Raw genomic sequence first — 22,818 nt, 5'->3', positions numbered from 1 at the left:
CCCGACCGTCGGCCCGCCGGGCCGCCGTGCCACCGCCCGATCGTCGGGCCGCCCGACCGCCCGACCGCGGCTACCCGGCGGCGACCGTCTCGGTCGGGGCCGGGTGGCCGTCCGCGATGAACGCCTGCCAGAGCCGGGCGTACGTCCCGTCCAGGGCGAGCAGTTCGGTGTGGGTGCCGTCCTCGACCACCCGGCCGTGGTCCAGCACGACCACCCGGTCCGCCCGTTCGGCGGTGGTCAGCCGGTGAGCGATGACCAGGGTGGTGCGACCGCCACTGAGCCGGTCCGCGGCCTGGTTGACGGCGGCCTCGGTGGCCAGGTCGAGCGCCGCGGTGGCCTCGTCCAGCAGCAGGATGTCCGGGTCGACCAGTTCGGCCCGGGCCAGCGCGATCAGCTGGCGCTGACCGGCCGAGAGGTTGCGCCCGCGGCCGGCGACCTCGTGGTCGTAGCCGCCCGACAGTCCGACGATCATGTCGTGCGCGCCGACCGCCCGGGCCGCCGCCTCCACCTCGGCCGCCGAGGCGTCCGGACGGCCGTAGGCGATCGCCTCGCGGACCGTGCCCGCGAACAGGTACGCCTCCTGCGGCACCACGCCCAGCCGATGGCGGTACTGGGCCAGGTCGTAGCGGGTGAGGTCCACCCCGTCGACCCGGACGGTGCCCTCGGTCGCGTCGTAGAACCGCGCGACCAGCTTCACCAGCGTCGACTTGCCCGCGCCGGTCTCGCCGACCAGCGCCACCGTCTGACCGGCGGGTATGTGCAGGTCGACGGCGCTCAGCACCTCCGGTGCGCCGTCCGCCCCGCCGTTGTAGGCGAAGCCGACGCCCTCGAAACTGATCTCGCCGCGCAGCCCCTTCGACACCGGGACCGGATCGGCCGCCGCGGCCGTGGTGGTCGGGGTGCGCAGCAGCTCACGGATCCGGCCGAGGCCCACCGAGGCCTGCTGGTAGCCGTCGAACACCTGCGACAGCTGGTTGACCGGGGCGAAGAACAGGTCGATGTAGAGCAGGTACGCGACCAGCGCGCCGACCGTCAGCGTCCCCGCGTCCACCCGGGCGGCGCCCACGATCAGCACCAGCGCGGCGGCCACGCTGGAGAGGAACTGGACGAACGGGAAGTACAGCGAGATGTAGAACTGCGCCCGGACCCTGGCCTCCCGGTAGGCGATGCCGCGGGCCACGAAGCGGTCGGTGTTGGTGTCCAGACGGCGGAAGGCCTGGACGATCCGCATGCCGGCCACGTTCTCCTGGAGGTCGGCGTTGACCGTGCCGATCAGGTCCCGGGAGCGCTCGTACTGGTCCTTGGACCTCTTCCGGAACACCAGGGTGGCGATCACCAGCAGCGGCAGCACCGCGAAGACCACCAGGGCCAGACCGGCGTCGATGATCAGCAGGGCCACGAAGATCCCGGCGAAGGTCAGCAGGCTGACCACCGCGGTGACCATTCCGGTCTGCAGGAAGGACGTCAGCGAGTCCAGGTCAGTGGTCATCCGGGTCATGATCCGGCCGGTCAACTCGCGCTCGTAGTAGTCCAGGCCGAGCCGGTTGAGGTGGGCGAAGATCTTGAGCCGGAGGGTGTAGAGCACCCGCTCACCGGTCCGGCCGCTGACCCGATTCTCGGCGCCCTGCACCAGCCAGTCCAGCAGCACCACGACGAGCGCGGTGATCGAGGCGACCGCGACGCCGGCCATCAGGCCCTTGCTGACGCCCTCGTCGATCCCGTGCCGGATCAGCACCGGCAGCACCAGCCCGGCGGCCGCGTCCAGGGTGACCAGTAGGAAGGCGATGAGCAGCGGGGTACGGAAGGGGCGCAGCAGGCGGCCGAGGCTGAAATCCGGATCCCCGGCCTCGGCCTCGACGCGGGGGACGGCGGGGGCGTCGGTGGCCGGCGGGAGGGCGGCGACCTTGGCCAGCAGCTCGGGGTCGGCGGTGCGGGCCGCCTTGGCGAGGGCGGGGGTGGGGAGTGCGGGGGTCTGCGCGGTCGGCCGGTCCTTCTCCGCGGCCGGCGCGGACTCGGACTCGGAGCCGGAGGCGTCGGTGGCGGCGGCGGAGTCAGCGGGGGTATCGGCGGTGCCGGTGCCGGTGGCGGGCCCGGATTGCGGCTCCGGTGCACGGCCGGCTTCCGGGTCGGTGATCAGGGCCCGGTACTGGGGACATCGGGCTTCGAGTTCCTCGTGCGTGCCGAGGTCCAGCAGTCGGCCGTGGTCCAGGACCGCGATCCGGTCGGCGAGCTGGAGGGTCGAGCGGCGGTGGGCGATCAGCAGGGTGGTGCGACCGGTCATCACCGAGCGCAGCGCGTCGTGGATCTCCGCCTCGACCTGCGGGTCGACCGCCGAGGTGGCGTCGTCCAGCAGCAGGATCCGGGGGTCGGTCAGGATCGCCCGGGCCAGGGCGATGCGCTGGCGCTGGCCCCCGGAGAGGGTCAGGCCCTGCTCGCCGACCTTGGTCTCGTAGCCGTCCGGCAGCGCGCGGACGAACTCGTCGGCCTGGGCGGCGCGCGCGGCGGCGACGACCTGCTCGTCGGTGGCGTCCGGGCGGCCGTAGGCGATGTTGGTGCGGACCGACTCGGAGAAGAGGAAGCTCTCCTCGGGCACGATGCCGACCGCCGCACGGACCGAGTCCAGGGTGAGGTCGCGCAGGTCGTGGCCGTAGAGGCGGACGGCGCCACCCGCCGGGTCGTAGAAACGGGGCACCAGCTGGGCCACCGTGGACTTGCCGGAGCCGGAGGCGCCCACCATGGCGAGGGTCTCGCCGGGAGCCAGCGCGAGGCTGAGCCCGTGCAGCACCGGGGCGGGGTGCTCGGGGTCGTAGCGGAACTCGACCCGGTCGAACTCCAGGGCGACGTCCGGGGTGCGGGGGCCGACGGTGCCGGCCGGGGCCTCGTCCGGGGCGCGGTCCGGGGCACCGGCCGGGCGATCAGCCGCGGTGTCGGCCGGGGTGTCGGCGGGGGTGGTCCCGTCCCGCGTCAGGTCGAGGGTGAGCGCGTCCGGGCGCTCCTGGACGAGCGGGCGCTCGTCGATCAGCTGCAGCACCCGCTCGACGCCCGCCCGGGCCTGCTGGCCGACCGTGATGACCATGGTCAGCATCCGCACCGGGCCGGTCATCTGGGCGACGTAGGTGGAGAAGGCGACGAACGTCCCGAGCGAGACCCGACCGTCGACGGCCAGCCAGCCGCCGAAGGCCAGCACCGCGACCTGGGCCAGGGCCGGGATCGCCTGCATCGCCGGGTTGTAGCGGGCGTTCAGGCGGATCGACCGGAGCCGGGCGGCGAACAGGTTGCGGGAGACCAGCTCCAGCTTGTCCTGCTCCTGCGCCTCCTGACCGAAGCCCTTGACCACCCGGACGCCACCGATCGCGCCGTCCACCACGCCCGCGACGGCGGCCGCCTCCTGCTGGGCGGCCCAGGTGGCCGGGAACAGGCGCTTACGGCTGCGCACGCTGACCCACCACAGCGCAGGGGCCATCACCACGGCTATCAGGGTCAGCGGCGGGGACAGCCAGACCATCACGCCCAGCGACATCACGAACATCAGCAGGTAGCCGGTCATCATCGGCAGCATCGAGAGCAGGCCGTTGATCAGCTGGAGGTCCGAGGTCGCGCGCCCCACCACCTGGCCGGTGTCCAGGCGGTCCTGGCGGTGGCCGTCGAGCCGGCCGAGCGAGCGGAACAGGTCGCTGCGCATGTCGTGCTGGACGTCGAGGGCCAGCTGACCGCCGTAGTAGCGACGGACCTGGGTGCAGCCGAAGACCACGACGGCGGCGAGCAGCAGCACCACCGCCCACGGGGTCAGCGAGCGGGTGTGGGCGACGATGACATCATCGATGATCAGCTTGGTGACCAGCGGCACCAGCGCGGTGACGGCCATGCCGACCAGCGAGGCGCCGAAGGCGAGCAACACGCTGCGGCGGGACCGCCAGCTGTAGCCGATCAGGCGACGCAGCCAGCCGTCGGCCTCAGCGGCCGGGCTCAGGGTGGCGGCCGGGCTCGGAGTGGCGGCCGGGTTCGGAGTGGTGGCCGGGCTCGGAGCGGCAGCCGCCTCCGGCGCGGGGCCTGCTTCGGTGGCCCGCAGGCCGTCGACGGGGGCCGCCGGGTCGGGGCCGGGGGCCGGTTGGCCGCTCGGGGATTGCTCCACCATGGATCCGTGAGTCTCGGGCATATTTAGGGATGCTAACCATTTCGTCGGGTGACCGCCACGGCATTTCCGGCCGCGCGAGGCGATCGGAAACGACTCCGGTACGGCCCGGATCGTCCGGTCCGGCGACTGGGCAACAGCTTGCGGCCTGCGGTGATTCCCGATCGAACACAGCTGCGGCCCGACGGTCCGGCCCTCGCCCCCAGGGTCGCCCGAGAACCCGGCGCGCGCCCAGCGCCCCGGAGGCGGGCGGGCGCCGTCCTTTGGACCTAGGCCCTGTCCGGTCGATTGTCGCGGGAACGGACGGGCCTACGCGGACCCAGCCCCCCGGTCGACGCCCGTGGAGTCGGCCGCAGCCACGGAGTCGGCGGCCGCGGCGAAGGCGCCGTGGGCGAGGGTGTGCAGCAGCGCGGCCATGCCGTCGCGCTGCAGGCCGCTGCGCTCGCCCTGGGCCGGATCGGGGCCGACGCTGTGCGGGGTCGAGTTGATCAGCCCGAAGACCGCGTGCACGGCGGCCCGCGCCACGGGCTCCGCGCCGGGATCGGCGAGCGGCGGATGGGCCTGCCGGACCACGTCCACCCACAGCTCGACGTAGCCGCGCTGGAGCCGCCGGACGGTGCGGCGGTCCTCCTCCTTGAGGTTCAGCAGCTCGCGGTCGTGCAGGGTGATCAGGTCGCGGTCGTTCAGGGCGAAGTCGACGTGGCCGCTGATCAGGGCGTCCAGCGTGGCGGCCGGGCCGTCTCCGCCGCCCGCCCGGCGTCGCCCCTCCTCCAGCAGGCGCTCGCTGATGCCGATCAGCAGGTCCGCCAGCATCGCGTCCTTGCCGGCGAAGTGGCGGTAGAGGCCGGGGCCGCTGATGCCGACGGCCTTGCCGATCTCGTCCACACCCACGCCGAGGAAGCCCCGGGCGGCGAACAGTCGCGCGGCCTCCCGGCGGATCTGGTCGCGGCGTGGGAGCGCGGAGGCTGCGGGGACGTTCGGCATGCCGCCCATCGTAGACAGTCGGGTTATCGGCCGTTAACCTGGGCGCGTAAGTTAACGTTAATTAACGTGAGGATCAGGGGCGCACCGTACTCGGCCCGCCCGCCTGCTGCCGAGGGCAAGGGAGCTCTTGGGAATGGTCATCTCAACCACCGGTGCCTCCTCCGGCGTCCGGTTCGGCGCAGCGACCGGCACCGCGCCGGCACCGGGTGCCACAGCACCGATTGCCGCAGCGCCGGGAGCCGCCGCTCCGGCACCCCGGCTCGGCACCTCCGCCGACCCGGGCTCCGCGGCCTTCCGGGCCAACACCGAGGCGCACCGGGCCCTGGTCGCCGAACTGCGCGCCAAGCTCGACGCCGCCGCCCTCGGCGGGGGCGCCAAGGCGCGCGCCCGGCACACCTCGCGCGGCAAGCTCCTCCCCCGCGACCGGGTGGACACCCTGCTCGACCCGGCCTCGCCCTTCCTGGAGCTGGCCCCGCTGGCCGCCGACGGGATGTACGACGGGGCTGCGCCCGCGGCCGGGGTGATCGCCGGCATCGGCCGGGTCGCCGGACGCGAGGTGGTGGTGGTCGCCAACGACGCCACCGTCAAGGGCGGCACCTACTACCCGATGACGGTGAAGAAGCACCTGCGCGCCCAGGAGGTCGCGCTGGAGAACCGCCTCCCCTGCATCTACCTGGTGGACTCCGGCGGCGCCTTCCTCCCGATGCAGGACGAGGTCTTCCCGGACCGCGACCACTTCGGCCGGATCTTCTACAACCAGGCCCGGCTCTCGGCCGCGGGCATCCCGCAGATCGCCGCCGTGCTCGGCTCCTGCACGGCCGGCGGCGCGTACGTCCCGGCGATGAGCGACCAGGCGGTGATCGTCCGCAATCAGGGCACGATCTTCCTGGGCGGACCGCCGCTGGTGAAGGCCGCGACCGGTGAGGTGGTCACCGCCGAGGAGCTGGGCGGCGGTGACCTGCACTCCCGCACCTCGGGCGTGACCGACCACCTGGCCGAGGACGACGCCCACGCGCTCTCCATCGTCCGCACCATCGTGTCCGAGCTCGGCCCGCGCACGCCCAGGCCGTGGCCGCTCACCGCGGCCGAGCCGCCGGCCGTCGACCCGGCCGGCCTGTACGGGGCCGTCCCGGTCGACCCGCGCACGCCCTACGACGTGCGCGAGGTGATCGCCCGACTGGTCGACGGCAGCCGCTTCGCCGAGTTCAAGGCCGAGTACGGCGCGACCCTGGTCACCGGCTTCGCCCGGATCCACGGCCACCCGGTCGGCATCGTCGCCAACAACGGCGTGCTGTTCTCCGAGTCGGCCGTCAAGGGCGCCCACTTCATCGAACTGTGCGACCAGCGCGGCATCCCCCTCCTCTTCCTGCAGAACATCACCGGCTTCATGGTCGGTCGGCAGTACGAGGCGGGCGGCATCGCCAAGCACGGCGCCAAGATGGTCAACGCCGTGGCCTGCACCCGGGTCCCGAAGCTGACCGTGGTGGTCGGCGGCTCGTACGGAGCCGGCAACTACTCGATGTGCGGCCGGGCCTACTCACCCCGCTTCCTGTGGATGTGGCCGGGCGCCAAGATCTCCGTGATGGGCGGCGAGCAGGCGGCCTCCGTGCTGGCCACCGTCCGCCGTGACCAGTTGGAGTCGCGCGGCGAGGACTGGCCGGGCGAGGCGGAGGAGGAGTTCAAGCGCCCGGTCCGCGAGCAGTACGAGCGCCAGGGCAGCGCCTACTACGCCACCGCCCGGCTCTGGGACGACGGCGTGATCGACCCGATGGACACCCGCACCGTCGTCGGTCTCGCCCTCACCGCCTGTGCCAACGCCCCGCTGGCGCCGCCCGCTCCGTTCGGTGTCTTCCGCATGTGACCGCTCCGGGGTGGCCGCCCCGACACGACCACTCCGGCGCGACCACTCCGGCGCGGGCACTCCGACGCCACCGCTCCGGTGACCCCGCTCCGGTGACCCCGCTCTTCCGGGTGTGACTCCTGCGGCGCCGGTCCGACGACCGGGCCGGCGCCGCAACCGCCCACCGCCACCTCCTCTCTTACGGCTCCCCTCGACCCGGAGGAACGCCTCCCATGTTCGACACAGTTCTGGTCGCCAACCGCGGTGAGATCGCCCTGCGGGTGATCCGCACCCTGCGGCGGCTCGGTGTCCGCTCGGTCGCCGTGTTCAGCGACGCGGACGCCGACGCACCGCACGTCCGCGAGGCCGACGTCGCGGTCCGGCTCGGCCCGGCCGACCGCAGCGACAGCTCGGCCGCCGAGACCTACCTGCGCACGGATCAGATCCTCGCCGCCGCCCGCCGCACCGGCGCCCAGGCCGTCCACCCCGGCTACGGCTTCCTCGCCGAGAACCCCGGCTTCGCCCGCGCCTGCGCCGACGCGGGCCTCGTCTTCATCGGACCACCTCCCGGTGCGGTCGAGCTGATGGGTGACAAGATCAACGCCAAGGAGGCCGTCCGGACCGCCGGCGTCCCGGTGGTCCCCGGCAGCCAGGCCACCGCGCCCACCGACGAGGACCTCGTCGCCGCCGCCGACGAGATCGGCTACCCCGTCCTGCTCAAGCCCTCCGCCGGTGGTGGCGGGAAGGGCATGCGCCTGGTGCGGGACCCGGCCGAGCTGCCCACCGAGATCGCCGCCGCCCGTCGCGTCGCCCGGACCGCCTTCGGCGACGACACCCTGCTGCTGGAGCGGTGGGTCGACCGGCCGCGCCACATCGAGGTGCAGGTGCTCGCCGACGCCCACGGCACCACCGTCCACCTCGGCGAGCGCGAGTGCAGCCTCCAGCGCCGCCACCAGAAACTGATCGAAGAGGCTCCCTCCGTCCTGCTCAATGCCGAGACCCGCGCCGCGATGGGCGCCGCGGCCGTCCGCGCCGCCGAGTCCTGCGGCTACACCGGGGCCGGCACCGTGGAGTTCATCGTCCCCGGCATCGACCCGGACGCTCCCGCCTCCGCCGCCGAGGGGGTGCGGGACTTCTTCTTCATGGAGATGAACACCCGCCTCCAGGTCGAGCACCCCGTCACCGAACTCGCCGTCGCCGTCGGTCCGGAATCGGCCCGACTGGACCTGGTCGAGTGGCAACTGCGCGTCGCCTCGGGCGAGCCGCTCTCCTTCGGCCAGTCCGACGTCTCCTTCCTGGGCCACGCCATCGAGGCCCGCATCTGCGCCGAGGACCCGGAACGGGACTTCCTGCCCACCGGCGGTCGCATCCTCACCCTGGACGAGCCCCAGGGCGAGGGCATCCGCGTCGACTCCGGGGTCGCCCCCGGAACCGTCGTCACCAGCGCCTACGACCCCATGCTCGCCAAGGTCATCGCGTACGGGCCCGACCGCCCGACCGCGCTGCGCCGGCTCCGCGCCGCGCTGGCCGACACCCGCATCCTGGGTGTCACCACCAACACCGGCTTCCTGCGCCGACTGCTCGCCCACCCCGACGTCGTCGCCGGCCGACTGGACACCGGCCTGGTGGAACGGACGGCCCAGCAGCAGCCGGCCCTGCTCGTCGCACCGCACTCCCCGTCGAACGCGGCAGCCCCGACTGAGGCGACCCCGAACGCGGCAGCCCCGAACGCGACCGATCCCGCCGACGCCCCGGCATCCGAACCGCCGTCACCTGCCCACCTCCTCTACTACGCGGCCGCGCTGGCACGGCACCTGGACCTCACCCCGGCCGCCGACCCCGGCGGCTGGACCGACCCGTTCTCCCTCCCCTCCGGCTGGCGCCTCGGCGGCACCCCCGCCTGGACCACCCACCGACTCCGGACCCCCGGCCAGGACCCGGTGTCGGTGTGCATCCGTTCGATCACTGCGGGCAACGTAACCGACGCCACTGACAATGCGCCCGGGGCCGCCCGCGAGGTGGAGCTCCAGCTGGACGCCGGGCCCGTCCACCGCGCCCGCGCGACCCTGGCGGCCGAGCGGCTGTACCTGACCGTCGACGGCCTGCAGACCGCCTTCGCGCTGGCCACCGACGCCACCCCCGGCCTCCCGGCCGGCCCGGTGACCTGGCTCGGCGTCGAGGGCGACGCCTGGCCGATGCACGCCTACGACCCGGTCGTCGAGAGCGCTGGCGGCTCCTCGGCGCACCACGGCGCGCTGACCGCCCCGATGCCCGGCACCGTCACGGTCGTCAAGACCGCGGCGGGCGAGACGGTCCGCAAGGGCCAGCCCCTGCTCGTGCTGGAGGCCATGAAGATGGAACACGTGATCGCCGCGCCGCACGACGGCGTGGTGGCCGAGCTGCGGGCCACCGCCGGCGCCACCGTCGCGATGGAGGACCTGCTGGTCGTGGTCACCCCGGCCGAGTCGGCCGCCGAGCCCGCGGAGGTGCGGTCGTGACGTCCCCGGAGACCCCCGCCACGGAGACCCCCGCCACGGGGGCCGCCACCCGCGAGCCCGACGCGCTCGACCTGGGCCTGCCCGACCCGGTCCGCGCCCCCGGCCTGCCCGAGGAGGTCCGGATCCACGAGGTCGGGCCGCGCGACGGGCTGCAGAACGAGAGCTCCCTGGTGCCCGTCGAGGTCAAGGCCGAGTTCATCGGCCGGCTCGCCGCCGCCGGGCTGCGGACCGTCGAGGCGACCAGCTTCGTTCACCCGAAATGGGTACCCCAGCTCGCCGACGCCGAGGAGCTGGTCCCCCGGCTCGCCGGCCTGCCGGAGCGCCACCCCGGTCTGCGGCTGCCGGTGCTGGTCCCCAACGAGCGCGGCCTCGACCGCGCGCTCGCCCACCACGCCACCGACATCGCGGTGTTCGCCAGCGCCACCGAGACCTTCGCCCGGCGCAACCTCAACCGTTCGGCGGACGAGGCCATGGCGATGTTCCGCCCGGTCGTGACCCGGGCCGCCGAGGCCGGGGTCACCGTCCGCGGCTACCTCTCGATGTGCTTCGGCGACCCCTGGGAGGGGCCCGTCCCGGTCGACCAGGTGGTCCGGTACGGCGTCCAGCTGCTGGAGATGGGCTGCGCCGAGCTGAGCCTCGGCGACACCATCGGCGTGGCCACCCCCGGCCAGGTCGGCGCGCTGCTGGCCGGGTTCGCGAAGGCCGGCGTGCCCGTCGGCCGGATCGCCGTGCACTTCCACGACACCTACGGCCAGGCGCTCAGCAACACCCTGGCGGCGCTGCGCGAGGGCGTCACCACGGTGGACGCCTCGGCGGGCGGACTGGGCGGCTGCCCGTACGCGAAGAGCGCCACCGGGAACCTGGCCACCGAGGACCTGGTGTGGATGCTGCACGGGCTCGGCGTCCGGACCGGCGTCGACCTGCGCGCGCTGGTCGCGACCAGCGGCTGGATGGCCGGGCAGCTCGGCCGCCCGAGCCCCTCCCGCACCGTCCAGGCGCTGCTCGGCGCCGCCCGGGGCTGACCCGCCCCGCCCGACTTCCCGGCGCCGGCCGCCCGAACGGCCCGGCCGGCGCCACCGCACCGCGTTCATCCGTCAACCACACCGTGCGACCGTCACACCGTCAGACGGACGCCGGCCGTCCCGCTCATGCCCGCGGCCACCCCGGCCGGGCACCAGGAGGATCAGATGCTCGACCACCGGCTCAGCAGCGAGTACGAGGAACTGCGGCGCACCGTCGCGGAGTTCGCCCAGGACGTGGTGGCGCCGAAGATCGGCGGGTTCTACGAGCGGGAGGAGTTCCCCTACGAGATCGTCCGCGAGATGGGGCGGATGGGCCTGTTCGGCCTGCCCTTCCCGGAGGAGTACGGCGGCATGGGCGGCGACTACTTCGCCCTCGGCCTCGTCCTGGAGGAACTCGCCCGCGTGGACTCCTCGGTGGCGATCACCCTGGAGGCCGCCGTCTCGCTCGGCGCGATGCCGATCCACCGCTTCGGCACCGAGGAGCAGAAGCGCGAGTGGCTGCCCCGGCTGACCTCCGGCGAACTCCTCGGCGCCTTCGGCCTCACCGAGCCGGAGGGCGGCTCGGACGCCGGGGCCACCCGCACCACCGCCCGCTACGACGAGGCCACCGACGAGTGGGTCATCAACGGGACCAAGTGCTTCATCACCAACTCCGGCACCGACATCACCGGACTGGTCACCGTCACCGCGCTCACCGAACCGATCGCTCGTTCGAGTGAAGAAGGCGAATTCCGCTCGCCCGTGCGGGAGATCTCGTCCATCATCGTGCCCACCGGGACCCCGGGGTTCCAGGTCTCGAAGAAGTACTCGAAGGTCGGGTGGAACGCATCCGACACCCGCGAACTGTCCTTCACCGACTGCCGCGTCCCCGCGGCCAACCTGCTGGGCGAGCGTGGCCGAGGCTACGCCCAGTTCCTGCGGATCCTCGACGAGGGCCGCATCGCGATCGCGGCCCTGGCCACCGGCCTGGCCCAGGGCTGCGTCGACGAGTCCGTCAAGTACGCCGGCACCCGCCGGGCCTTCGGCCGCCCGATCGGTGCCAACCAGGCCATCCAGTTCAAGCTGGCCGACATGGAGCTGCGCGCCCACACCTCCCGCCTGGCCTGGCGGGACGCCGCTTCCCGGCTGCTGCACGGTGAACCGTTCAAGAAGGAGGCCGCGATCGCGAAGCTGTACTCGTCCGAGGCCGCCGTCGACAACGCCCGCGAGGCGACCCAGATCCACGGCGGGTACGGCTTCATGAACGAGTTCCCGGTCGCCCGCTTCTGGCGCGACTGCAAGATTCTCGAGATCGGGGAGGGCACGTCCGAAGTCCAGCGCATGCTCATCGCCCGGCAGCTCGGCGTCACGTCGTGACGATCGGCATCTGACCGTCGACTCCTGACGGCCGGCTTCCGGTGGTCACCCCGGGAGCCGGGCCCGCCAGGCCAACCCACCGCTCCACAAGGGCTGTTGAGGAGCGACCGCGGCAGCGGGAACCGCCGCCGCGGGGACTCCGCGACAGCTGGAAGTCCTCAAGGGATCACGATCACCGGGCGGTTGGCCCGCCGCGCCAGCCGCCCGGAGACCGAGCCGAAGATCTTGCCGAGCAGGCCGTGCGTCGTGCCGACGACGATCGCGTCGGCGGCGTACTCGCGGCCGACCTCCTCGATCTCGTGGCAGATGTCGCCGCCCCGCTCGATCAGGACCCACGGCACCCCCGCGAGGAAGTCCGCGCAGGCGAGTTCCAGGCCGAGGACCTCCGTGCGGTGGTCCGGGAGATCGACGAAGACGGGAGGTTCACAGCCCGCCCAGACCGTGGCGGGCAGGCGGTTGGCGACGTGCACGATCACCAGGCCGCACTGCGACCGGCGGGCCATGCCGACGGCGTAGGCGAGGGCGCGCTCGCTCGACAGCGAGCCGTCGAAGCCCACCACGACGCCGTGCTGGAACACCGGATCGAGGGAGCGCCCGGGCGCGTCCGTCGCCGACGGCTCGATGTGCCCGCCGAGCGGACCGGAGGCGGTGTCCGGACGTTCGGCACCGGGGCCGGGGCGGCCCGTCACCGGGGGCTCCGCGGGCCCGGCCGGACGCCCGTCACGGCGCTGGCGCGGCCCGGGGCGGTCACGCCTGGCGAGGCTGCCGCGCCGGAGGCCGCGCAGGGCGCGCACCAGGGCGTGGGGTTCGGCCCGACCAGGGCTCGTGGCTGCGGGCTGCGGCGTCCCGACGGCGCCTGCCCGTCCGCCGTCCGGCCCGCCGTCGGGGTGGGCCGAACCATCGGCACGACCGCCGACCTCGGCACCGGTGCCGGCACCGGGGTCGGTAGCGGCACTGCCGTCCGCATGCTGTTCGGGCTGCCCGCCAGGCAGTTCGCCCGACCGCTCGCCGCGCTGTCCGCCGATGCGTCGATCATCGAGCTCGGCGACACGTGGCTCGACATGCTCGTCGCGCTCGTCGTCACGCGCGTCGACACGCTCCTCGGCGCGGTCGTTCGGGCGCTCGTCGAGCTGCCCGGCGGACGGGTCGAGGTGGGTGCGGGCGCCGTCTCCCCGGGGCCCTGCGCCCGCGCTGCGGGGCGCGTCCGGTTCGACCGGTCGGGAAGGCTCAAAACCAGCCATGGCTCACGGCTCTTCAAGGGAGAGGGGCCGACAGGAGAGGAGGACAACGCTGCCCGGGCAGCAGGCCCGCCCACGGGATGACGTCGGTCGGCGACGCGCAGCACCGTATGTGACCTGTTCCTTTCAGAGTACGACGAGCACGGGGCCCGGCCCAGCGGCGAAGCCCCGGAGCGACGTTGTTCCCGCGAAAGGAGGATGCGCCCGCCGTGGCAGTGCGCCCTGCCCGCAGGCGATCACGCCCCCCTCCAGAACGGAGGTTCTAAGGAGCTTGACTGAGCGGGCCCAGAGGCGCAACAGGCCCGCCGGACACCGTGACCGGACTGTCATGGATTGGCGACGATCCGTTGCGGAATGTCGCCAACCGTTACGCCCCACGGATCCCGGCCTGCTCACCGGCCCGCCCGGGCCCGCCCCGTCCATCCGATGTCCGGGTCCTTTCGGCCACTTCGTACGGCTTCGCGACGCGGTCTGGCATTTGCCAGGTGCATGGGCCGGGCCGCTGGCACCATGCTCGGCATGCCGCTGCTCCTGTTCGACCTCGACAACACGCTGCTCCCCCGGGACGCCGCCTTCCGGGCCTGGGCGCGGGACTTCCTGTCCGAACACCACCTGCCGCCCGGGGACCTCGACTGGTTCGTCACCCTCGACGGGGGCGGCTACGTGCCGCGCAGCACCGTACTGTCCGCGGTCCGGCGCCGCTACGGCCTGGACGCCTCGCTCGAGTTCCTGCTCGCGCACTTCCGACGCGGCATCAACTCGCACATCCACTGCCCGTCCCGGACGGTGGAGGCGCTGCGGACCGCGCGGGCGGCCGGGTGGACCCTCGGCATCGTCTCCAACGGCGGCACCCGGCCGCAGTTGGAGAAGATCCGGCGGACCGGGCTGGGGCCGCTGGTCGACGGCTGGGTGATCTCGGAGGAGGCCGACTGCGTCAAACCGGACCCGCTGATCTTCGAGATAGCCGCCCGGCGGTGCGGCATCCGACCGACCGGGGACTGGACGGCGCACACCTGGATGGTCGGGGACCACGCACCCGCCGACATCGCCGGTGCCGAACTGGCCGGGCTGCGCAGCGTCTGGCTGCACCACGGCCGGCCGTGGGCGGAGAACGGCTACCGGCCCACGCTGAAAGCGGGCGGGATCCCGGAGGCCGTCGGCCTGGTGCTGTCCGCGCGCAACGCACCCTCCGCACGCAACGCACCCTCCGCACGCACAGGCGCCCGGCCGGGGGCGCGCGCGGGTGGGCCCGGGCGACAGCAGGCGGCCACCGTGCCCACCCGTGCGACGGCGCAACTCGGCGCACGGGCCGGCGCACGTGCAACGGCGACCGCCCTGGAGGGTCCGAGTGCGCCCGTTCCCGTGAGCGTCGGGACGGCCGTCGCCCCGGCTTCCGGGGCCGGGTCCGGTGTCCGAAACCGATCAGGCGGGTTTGCCGCGATCGCCGACGGCCTCCAACGCCCGGGAGTGCGCCGGGGGTCGGACGCCGGGGCGGCCGGCGACCTGCGGACGGGCGGTGGGGCGGAGCCGGGCGCGCACCGCGACCGGTCGTTCGCGCCGGGGCGGTCAACCCCCCTCCGCAGCGCGGCCGGTGGGGCGGGTGGAGCCGAAGGTGTTGGTGGAACGGGTGGTACGGGCAGTGCGGGTGGGGCAAGAGCTGCGGATGGGACGGGTGGGACGAGGCCTGCCCGTACGGTGTTCGCCGCGGCGCCCGCCGCCACAGCGGTCGTTGGCGCGGTCGCCACAGCGGTCGTTGGCGCGGTCGCCGCAGCGGTCGCCGGGTAGCGCGGGCCCGCAGGTCAGCCTCTCGGCGGGGTCCTGGTCCACCAGCAGGTCCGGCCCTGTCCGGTGAACCCGAGCTTGCGGTACAGCGGTTCACCGACCGAGGTGGCGACCAGGGTGGCCGGGCGGTCCGGGTGGGCGTGGGTCAGCGCGGTCTCCAGTACGGCCCGGGCCACGCCCCTTCCGCGCTGGTCGGGCAGGGTGGCCACCCAGTACACCCCGGTGGCGGTGCCGTCGTCGTAGGTGAGGCAGGCACCGGCCGGTGCTCCGTCGACGCGGCCGAGCCAGGCCCGGCAGCCGGGTTCGGCGAGCAGCCGCTCCGGGAGGGCTTCGCCGCGGGTCCAGGGCTGTCGGGCGGGCAGCGGGAAACCGTCCACGACGATGCGTTCCACCAGCGCGAGGGCGTCGCCGTCCGATGCCTCATCTACCGTCAGGAGGGCGCCGTCGTGCGCCGTCGAGACGAAGGGCAGCCCGGCGTCCGGGCCGTCGACCACTGGGCCGTCGACCGCCGGGCCGTCGGCCACCGAGTCATCGGCGGGCACACCGTCGACCGGTCCGGGCTCCCGGGCCATCACCGGCATGAGCGGCATCAGGACGGCTCCGAGGTGGGTCAGGTCGAGCCCGCCGTACGGGTCCTCCAGGGTGAAGCGGATGGTGCCCCACTCGGCCTGGAGCTCGGCCAACTGCCGTTCCAGTTCGGCTGGTTCAGCGCAGGGGCGGGTGACCACGAAGCGCTGGGAGTCGTCCGGGGTGCGGGCGCAGCGGACGGCCGTGAGGCCCGGTCGGACGCGGGAGTGCCAGCCGTGCGCACGGGCTTGGGCGAGCCAGAAGGCGGCGGCGTTGTCGTTGGCCTGTTCGAGCCGGCGGTTGGTGTTCACGGCAGGAACGTAGCCGGGCCGCGGGAGTAACGGTCCGCCCGTCCTGGCACTGGCCGGATGAAGCCTGGGAGGCGCACGGCCGGTGCCCGTGCGCCCTCCTGTGCACCGCCGATTTTCGGTCAATTTCGCGCCACGTGCTCCGCCTTGGGCAAATCCGCAGCCCAGACCCGCCGACCGGGCGCCCGGAAGCCGGACACCCCAGGAACCGTCCTGCGACAACCAGCCACCGTTGTACCGGCCCTCTTCCCAGAAGGGTCGACGGGTGCCACGCTTCGTGATCGAATGCATCACGCCAAATTGCCATGTCGACATAGCGTCGGATGGTGAACTTGTCACAACGGCAACGGTCCACCCGATAGATTTCGATCTTGGCCAGCAGTGCCGCACCACCCACACCACACCACCGAGGGGGCTTGAGCGCCTTGAGCAGGGTGAGCAGGAGCGACGCGGGTCCTGACAGCGGCCAGGCGCCGACCGGCACCGCGAGTCGGCCCGTGAGAAGCACCGGCACCTCCGCGATCGCCGCCACCACCCGCGCCTCCGGCATCCCGAGCCCCTCGGGCCCCGCCTCGCACTCCCCCTATCCCGCCGTGCCGTCCGCCGCCCCCGGCCACTCCCCGGTCGAGCACGGCGGCCCCGCCCCGTACGGCGCGCAGCCGGTTCAGGGAGGACATCCGGGCGGACATCCGGGCGGGCACCAGAGCGGGCACCCGGGCGGACACCAGGGTGGCTACCCGAACCCCGCCGGACAATCCGTCAGCCGAGGCCCCGTCAACCCGGGCCACGGCGCGGCACACGGACCCGGCCACGGCGCGGCGCACGCGGCGCACGGCACGGGCCAGCCCCACGGCGGCCCCGCGCAGCCCTACGGCGACCACCCGGGCTACGCCGGCCACCCGGCCTACCCCGCCACCGGCGCGGCCCCGGGGCTGAACGGTTCCGGCGCCGGCCCGCTCGGCGGCGGCCTGGCCCTGGGCACCGCCCCCGGTCACGGCCCGCTGGGCCACGGCGCCCCGGGCGGCAACGGCTCCGCGGGCGCGCTGGCGACCATCGGCTCCCCGCGCAAGCTGTCCGGCCGCCGCCGCCGGGAGACCGTCGCGGTGCTGATCTTCGGCGGCGCGCCGATCTTCGAGAGCTCGATCCCGCTCTCCGTCTTCGGCGTGGACCGCCAGGACGCCGGGGTGCCCCGCTACCGACTGCTGGTCTGCGCCGGGGAGGAGGGACCGCTGGCCACCACGGGCGGCCTGACCCTCTCCGCACCGTACGGCCTGGAGGCGCTCGCCCGGGCCGGCACGATCGTCGTACCGGCCTGGCGCTCGATCTCCCAGCCGCCCCCGGTCGAGGCGATCACCGCCCTGCGCAAGGCCCACCACGAGGGCGCGCGGATCATCGGCCTCTGCACCGGTGCGTTCGTGCTCGCCGCGGCCGGCCTGCTGGACGGCCGCCCGGCGACCACCCACTGGATGTACGCGCCGACCCTGGCCAAGCGGTACCCGCGGGTGCACGTGGACCCGCGCGAGCTGTTCGTGGACGACGGCGACGTGCTGACCTCGGCCGGCACCGCCGCCGGCATCGACCTGTGCCTGCACGTGGTGCGCAGCGACCACGGCGCCGAGGCCGCCAACGCGCTGGCCCGCCGCCTGGTGGTGCCCAGCCGCCGCAGCGGCGGAGGACAGGCCCAGTACATCGATCAGTCTTTACCGGAGGAGATCGGCAACGACCCGTTGGCCGAGGTCGTCACCTGGGCGCTGGAGAACCTCAACCAGCAGTTCGACGTCGAGGTGCTGGCGGCCCGTGCCTACATGAGCCGGCGCACCTTCGACCGCCGCTTCCGCACGCTCACCGGCAGTGCGCCGCTGCAGTGGCTGATCACCCAGCGGGTGCTCCAGGCGCAGCGGCTGCTGGAGACGTCGGAGCTGTCGGTGGACGACGTGGCGCGCCGGTGCGGGTTCCGGTCGCCGGTCGCGCTGCGCGGGCACTTCCGCCGTCAGCTCGGGGTCTCCCCGGCCGCGTACCGGACCAGCTACCGGGCGCGCCGCCCCGGGCAGCAGACGCCGACCCCGGCGGCCGACATCCGGCTGCCCGGCGCCCTGTCGCACGCGGCGGCCGCGGCGGGCGGCGGGCTGTTCGGCGGCGCGGGGCACGGCGGGCCGCAGGGCCACCCGTACCCGGCCGGTCCGGGCGCCCAGGGCCAGGCCGGCCAGCCGGGCCAGCACGGGCAGCCGGTCGGACACGGGCAGCAGGTGCCGCACGGACAGGCCGGTCCGTACGGTCCGGGGCAGGCCGGGACGCCGGCCGCCCAGGGCTTCCACGGTCGGGCGGGCCAGCCGTACCCGCACCAGCAGGCCGCGCAGCAGCCGCACCCCGGGCAGCAGGGTGCGGCGCGCGGTCCGGTGCGGTCGCCGCTGGTGCCGCCGCAGGCCGGTCCGGGTGCGGGGCGTCCGCCGCGCACCGCCGAGCACGCGGCGGCCGAGGACGGCCACCCCCAGCCGGGGGCGCGCGGTCAGGGCCAGGGGCACCGCAGCGCGGACGGGCGCCCCGGTGACGAGCCGGGCGCGGCCGGACGGGCGCACGGTGCACCGGGCGGCCGGGTTCCGACGGGTGCCGCCGGTCAGCCGGCGACCGGGGCGGGTGAGCTCCGGGGCCGGCAGGCGCGGGCTCCCCAGGTCCGCGCACCGGGCGCCCGGGTGACCGCGGCGGACGGGGCACGGACGGCGCGCGAGGCACGCCCCGGGCGGGAGGGCCACGCGGTCCGCACCGGCCGGGAGGGCGAGCGCCCGGACGGCCCCGGCACGCACGACGGGGCAGAGGAGCACCAGGCCGACGGCTGCGCTCCGGCACCCCGGTCGGCTCCTCCGGTCCCCGCGGCGCGTGATCGCGCCGTAGGGTGAGTTGCGTGAATGACCGTTTGGTATGGATCGACTGTGAAATGACCGGCCTCGACCTCGACCGGGACGCCCTGGTCGAGGTCGCGGTGCTGGTGACGGACTCCGAGCTGAACATCCTCGGCGAGGGCGTGGACGTCATCATCCGCCCCCCGGCGGAGGCCCTGGCGAACATGCCGGAGGTGGTGCGCGCGATGCACACCTCCTCCGGCCTGCTGGAGGAGCTGGAGCAGGGCGTGACCCTGGCCGAGGCCGAGGAGCGGGTCCTGGCGTACGTGCGCGAGCACGTGCCGGAGGCCGGGAAGACGCCGCTGTGCGGCAACTCGGTGGCCACCGACCGCGGCTTCCTGACCCGGGACATGCCGGCCCTGGAGAAGCACCTGCACTACCGGATCGTGGACGTCTCCTCGATCAAGGAGCTGGCCCGCCGCTGGTACCCGAAGGCGTACTACAACAGCCCGCCGAAGGGCGGGAACCACCGGGCGCTCGCGGACATCCGCGAGAGCATCGACGAACTGCGCTACTACCGCGAGGCGGTGTTCGTGCCGCAGCCCGGCCCGGACGCCGAGACGGCGCGCGGGATCGCGGAGAAGTACCGGGCCGCGACCGACTGACCGGGTCGTCGCGGGGTCGGAGGGGGTGCCGCCGTCGGCCGGGGCGGAACCCCGGCGCGAGCACCCTCTCGGATCCTGTACAGTTCTTCCTGTCGGAACGGGAACGCGGAAGCGGGAACGGGCCGGACAGATGGTGGGTATAGCTCAGTTGGTAGAGCACCTGGTTGTGGTCCAGGTGGCCGCGGGTTCGAGTCCCGTTACTCACCCCAGAGCCTGAGGGGCCGATCTCTTCAAGAGATCGGCCCCTCGGGCGTTTTCGCGTTTTCGCGTTTTCGCGTTTTCGCGTTTTCGCGTTCTCGCATCTTCTCGCGTTCTCCGATCGGGCGTGGGCTCAGTTGTGCCCGGCGGTCCGGGTTTTCCGGTCCGCCCCTGCCACAACAAGCTACCGGCTAGTAACATCGTCGCCATGACCACTCCTTCGATCGGCCAGATGCTCGACGCCACCGTGCCGATGGCGCACACCCTCAAGCTCGAGTACCTGGAGACCACCCCGGACCGCGCCGTGCTCCGGCTGCCCGACCAGCCCGCGTACCACAACCACGTCGGCGGCCCGCACGCCGGCGCGATGTTCACCCTCGCCGAGTCCGCCAGCGGCTGCATCGTGCTGGCCGCCTTCGGGGACCAGCTCTCCCGGGCCGTGCCGCTCGCCGTGAACGCCGAGATCGCCTACAAGAAGCTGGCGATGGGCGAGGTCACCGCCACCGCCGTGCTCGGCCGCCCGGCCGCCGAGGTGGTCGCCGAGCTGGACGCCGGCGGCCGCCCCGAGTTCCCGGTCACCGTCGAGATCACCCGCGCCGACGGCGCCGTCACCGGTGTGATGACGGTCACCTGGACCCTGCGTCCCAACTCCTGACCGCCGCGCGGTCGGTGGCCCCGGGGACAGCGCCCCGGGGCCACCTGCGCGATGACTGTCCGTGACGGCGGCCGTGACCTCACCGCCCGCCCGCTCGTTCTCAACTCACGTGCGAGCCAATCACGCGACCGAGCCCCAGGAACCCGCCGCCCGCGGCGTCGCCGGAGCACGGCGAGCGGCCGCCCGGTGGCTGCCCCGCCCGCGCACCGTCGCCGCCGGCGGGGCCCTGCTCGCCCAGCTCTGGGGCGTCGGCGCCCCCGGCGCGTACGCGGCCACCGCCGGACCCCCCTCGGAGCAGCCCCGGCCGGCCGTCCGCCGGGCCGCGCACGGCGGGCCCGCGCTCGACGGGCCGTCAGCCGTCCGCCCGGTCGGCCCGGGGCAGCACGGCGCCGCGAGCCCCGGCCGCTCCCCCGGTCCGGTCGGCGAACCGAGCGGCGGCGAACCGGCCGACGGTGAACGGACCAGCGGCGCCCGGACCGGCGGCGAGCCGGCGGGCAGCCCGACCGACGGGGCCGCGGGGGTGGTCGACGGTGTCCTCCAGGAGCGTATCCGGGCCGGCGGGCTGCCGCTGCCCGGCCAGGGCACCGCCGTCCCCGACGCCTTCGCCCTCGCCTCCGGTCTGCTCGGCGGCGTCCCCGCCCAGGACCGCCCCACCGGGACCCGCGCCTCCCGCGAGGGCGAACCGGCCGCACTGCCGGTCGTCCCCCGCCCCCGGTCCGGCCCCACCACCGGCGCCGACGACCCGAACGCCCCGGACCGGCCCGGCACGGCCGGGGCCGTCGGGACGCCCCTCGTCCGGGAAGCCGCGGCGCACGAGGGGCCAGGCTCGGCGGCACCCGCCGGAACGGCCGGTAGGGCGACCCCCGCCGCGACCCCGACCGCCCCCGCGGGCACCGGGACGCCCGAGGCCCTCGCCCTCGCCGACACCGCGACCGTGACCGCCGCGGAGGACGGCACCGCCACCGCGACCGCCGTACTGGCCCCGATCGCCGCCGGACTGCTGCTCACCGGCGCGGCGATGTTCAAGCACCGCGGACTGCCGCGCGGGCACTGAGCAGTCCCCGGCCGCGCGCGCCCAGGACCCAGGGGTCAAAGGTCAGGGGTCAGGACGCGCGGCTCAGGGCCCCAGCTCCACCTCCAGCAGCGGGAGTTCACGCCCGGGTACCGAGCCGGACGGCGTACTGCCGATCCGCACGGCGCCCATCGCCAGGTAGAAGGGCTCGGCGTTCGGGTCGGCGTCGACGGTGAAGCGGCGCAGGCCGACGGCCCGGGCCCGGTCGCGGACCTCCTCGAACAGGGCCCGGCCGACGCCGCGGCCGATCCGGTCCGGCTCCACGTAGAGCAGGTCCAGCTCGCCGGACGGCGGGGCGCCGGTCAGCGCGGCGAACCCCACCACCCGGCCGCCCTCCTCGGCCAGCAGCGTCGACGCCCGTTCGACGGCGGCCGCGTCCAGGGTCAACTCCTCCCGGCAGGCGGCCATGAAGGCCTCGTCGTAACCCCAGTACGCCTTGGCCCGCAGGGCGATGGCGGTGAGCAGCTCCGCCTCGTCCGGGCGGGCGGGTCGGATGCGCATGCGGCCCCCTCGCGTCGACAGCCGGTCCGGCTGCGGCCAGTGTGCGCCGCAACCGGACCGCACACCAACGGATTTACCGCACGGCGAACGGCACCGGTACCGGCACCGGTGCCGGCACCGTCAGCGGAAGACGCCCGGCGGCGGCGCCGGGGAGGGCGCCGCGGTGGCGTCCGTGGCAGGGGTGGCGCCGGCCGTGAAGTCGGCCAGGGCGCGGCCGTGTTCGACCCGGCCGAGGGAGGCGTCGGAGGCGACCCGGCGGGTCAGGTCGGCGATCGGGAGCGGGGTGTGGGCGGCGGCCAGGATGAGGTTCCCGAAGCGCTTGCCGCGCAGCACGGCCGGGTCGGCGGTCAGAGCCAGCTCGGGGAAGACCGCGCCGAGGGTGCCGACCTGGGAGCGGGCGAAGGGCAGCGCGCCGCCGTCGGCGATGTTGGCGGCGTACCAGCCGCCGGGGGCGAGGGCACGGGCCGCGAGGGTGGTGAACTCGACGGTGGTGCAGTGGGCCGGGGTGCGGGCGCCGGAGAAGACGTCGGTGATGACCAGGTCGACACTGCCCTCGGGGGTGCGTTCCAGCACGTCGCGGGCGTCCCCGCCGCGCACCTTGATCTGCCAGCCGCGCTCCAGGGGGAGTTCGGCGCGGACGAGTTCGGTGAGCGCGGTGTCGATCTCGGCGACCTGCTGGCGCGAGCGCGGCCGGGTGGCGGCCGCGTAGCGGGCGAGGGTGAGCGCGCCGCCGCCCAGGTGCAGGACGGTCAGCGGGCGGCCGGGCGGCGCGACCAGGTCGATCAGGTGGCCGAGCCGGCGCTGGTACTCGAAGCCCAGGTGGGTGGGGTCGGCGAGGTCGACCAGGGACTGCGGGGCGCCGTCCACCAGCAGCGTCCAGGCGTGCGGACGGTCGCGGTCGGGGCGCAGTTCGGCCAGGCCGGAGCCGACCTGGCGGGTCAGCGGACCCTGGGCGTGGGTGCGGCCGTCCGCGCCGGTGGCGAGCTCCGGTTCGGGGCTGCGCGCGGCCCTGTTGCTTCGTCCCATGGAGGCCATTATCGCCGGACGGCGACAGGGGCGGGGAGTCGCCGGACGGCGACAAGGGCAGGGAGTCGCGGGGGCGGGGGCCAGGGGGGGGTGGCGCTGCCGCCCGCGAGGGGGGGGCGCGCCGAGCGGGCGCGCCC

15 protein-coding genes, 1 tRNA gene and 1 pseudogene are annotated in these 22,818 nt (G+C 74.6%); 11 read left to right on the top strand and 6 right to left on the bottom strand.

All coding sequences use genetic code 11. The features are described from left to right. Positions 1–70: 70 nt before the first annotated feature. Both ACFV8H_RS32450 and ACFV8H_RS32445 read right to left on the bottom strand, forming a co-directional pair. The gene (locus ACFV8H_RS32450; RefSeq protein ID WP_380407107.1) at positions 71–4,135 is read right to left on the bottom strand and encodes an ABC transporter transmembrane domain-containing protein; all 4,065 of its coding nucleotides are present in this window, start codon (positions 4,133–4,135) and stop codon (positions 71–73) included. Between the two features lie 306 nt (positions 4,136–4,441). After that, entirely contained in the window at positions 4,442–5,116 is a 675-nt protein-coding gene (locus ACFV8H_RS32445; RefSeq protein WP_380407105.1) for a TetR/AcrR family transcriptional regulator, read from the bottom strand. 133 nt (positions 5,117–5,249) lie between these two features. Here ACFV8H_RS32445 and ACFV8H_RS32440 point away from each other — a divergent pair, with 133 nt between their 5' ends. The 4 genes from ACFV8H_RS32440 (at position 5,250) to ACFV8H_RS32425 (ending at position 11,832) form a co-directional block, all read left to right on the top strand. Then, positions 5,250–6,977: a carboxyl transferase domain-containing protein gene (locus tag ACFV8H_RS32440; RefSeq protein WP_380407103.1), complete on the top strand. Its 1,728-nt coding sequence runs from the start codon at positions 5,250–5,252 to the stop codon at positions 6,975–6,977. 212 nt (positions 6,978–7,189) lie between these two features. Next, positions 7,190–9,454, top strand: coding sequence for a biotin carboxylase N-terminal domain-containing protein (locus ACFV8H_RS32435; protein WP_380407101.1), 2,265 nt, complete (start codon positions 7,190–7,192; stop codon positions 9,452–9,454). A gap of 71 nt (positions 9,455–9,525) precedes the next feature. Continuing rightward, complete coding sequence (locus tag ACFV8H_RS32430) at positions 9,526–10,476, top strand: hydroxymethylglutaryl-CoA lyase (RefSeq protein WP_380407127.1); 951 nt, start codon at positions 9,526–9,528, stop codon at positions 10,474–10,476. Positions 10,477–10,641: 165 nt separating this feature from the next. After that, complete coding sequence (locus ACFV8H_RS32425) at positions 10,642–11,832, top strand: acyl-CoA dehydrogenase family protein (protein ID WP_380407125.1); 1,191 nt, start codon at positions 10,642–10,644, stop codon at positions 11,830–11,832. A gap of 158 nt (positions 11,833–11,990) precedes the next feature. Here ACFV8H_RS32425 and ACFV8H_RS32420 read toward each other — a convergent pair whose 3' ends face one another. Next, positions 11,991–12,455, bottom strand: coding sequence for a universal stress protein (locus tag ACFV8H_RS32420; protein ID WP_380407123.1), 465 nt, complete (start codon positions 12,453–12,455; stop codon positions 11,991–11,993). Positions 12,456–12,719: 264 nt separating this feature from the next. On the opposite strand from ACFV8H_RS32420, the gene ACFV8H_RS32415 reads away from it, so the two are divergent. Together ACFV8H_RS32415 and ACFV8H_RS32410 are read left to right on the top strand one after the other, a co-directional pair. Continuing rightward, the gene (locus ACFV8H_RS32415) at positions 12,720–13,154 is read left to right on the top strand and encodes a hypothetical protein (protein WP_380407099.1); all 435 of its coding nucleotides are present in this window, start codon (positions 12,720–12,722) and stop codon (positions 13,152–13,154) included. Positions 13,155–13,589: 435 nt separating this feature from the next. Beyond that, positions 13,590–14,855, top strand: coding sequence for an HAD family hydrolase (locus tag ACFV8H_RS32410; RefSeq protein WP_380407097.1), 1,266 nt, complete (start codon positions 13,590–13,592; stop codon positions 14,853–14,855). 14 nt (positions 14,856–14,869) lie between these two features. Here ACFV8H_RS32410 and ACFV8H_RS32405 read toward each other — a convergent pair whose 3' ends face one another. Continuing rightward, complete coding sequence (locus ACFV8H_RS32405) at positions 14,870–15,730, bottom strand: GNAT family N-acetyltransferase (RefSeq protein WP_380407095.1); 861 nt, start codon at positions 15,728–15,730, stop codon at positions 14,870–14,872. A gap of 1,040 nt (positions 15,731–16,770) precedes the next feature. Here ACFV8H_RS32405 and ACFV8H_RS32400 point away from each other — a divergent pair. From ACFV8H_RS32400 to ACFV8H_RS32380, 5 genes and pseudogenes are all read left to right on the top strand, one after another. Further along, positions 16,771–17,779: pseudogene (locus tag ACFV8H_RS32400) on the top strand (helix-turn-helix domain-containing protein); the annotation flags it as partial. A gap of 847 nt (positions 17,780–18,626) precedes the next feature. Beyond that, entirely contained in the window at positions 18,627–19,229 is a 603-nt protein-coding gene (orn, locus tag ACFV8H_RS32395) for an oligoribonuclease (RefSeq protein WP_360244932.1), read from the top strand. Positions 19,230–19,362: 133 nt separating this feature from the next. Continuing rightward, positions 19,363–19,438, top strand: a tRNA-His gene (locus ACFV8H_RS32390). Between the two features lie 197 nt (positions 19,439–19,635). Then, entirely contained in the window at positions 19,636–20,082 is a 447-nt protein-coding gene (locus tag ACFV8H_RS32385; protein ID WP_350504886.1) for a DUF4442 domain-containing protein, read from the top strand. Positions 20,083–20,191: 109 nt separating this feature from the next. Further along, the gene (locus tag ACFV8H_RS32380; RefSeq protein WP_380407093.1) at positions 20,192–21,136 is read left to right on the top strand and encodes a hypothetical protein; all 945 of its coding nucleotides are present in this window, start codon (positions 20,192–20,194) and stop codon (positions 21,134–21,136) included. 63 nt (positions 21,137–21,199) lie between these two features. Here ACFV8H_RS32380 and ACFV8H_RS32375 read toward each other — a convergent pair whose 3' ends face one another. Then, positions 21,200–21,655 (bottom strand): GNAT family N-acetyltransferase, encoded by a 456-nt coding sequence (locus ACFV8H_RS32375; protein ID WP_380407091.1) that lies wholly within the window; start codon positions 21,653–21,655, stop codon positions 21,200–21,202. 120 nt (positions 21,656–21,775) lie between these two features. Further along, the gene (locus ACFV8H_RS32370; RefSeq protein ID WP_380407089.1) at positions 21,776–22,681 is read right to left on the bottom strand and encodes a spermidine synthase; all 906 of its coding nucleotides are present in this window, start codon (positions 22,679–22,681) and stop codon (positions 21,776–21,778) included. Positions 22,682–22,818 lie beyond the last annotated feature (137 nt).

The organism is Kitasatospora sp. NPDC059827 (assembly GCF_042731675.1).
Taxonomy (GTDB): Bacteria; Actinomycetota; Actinomycetes; order Streptomycetales; family Streptomycetaceae; genus Kitasatospora.
The sequence above is the reverse complement of the archived record's forward strand: the minus strand, read 5'-3'. Positions and strand labels throughout refer to the sequence as shown.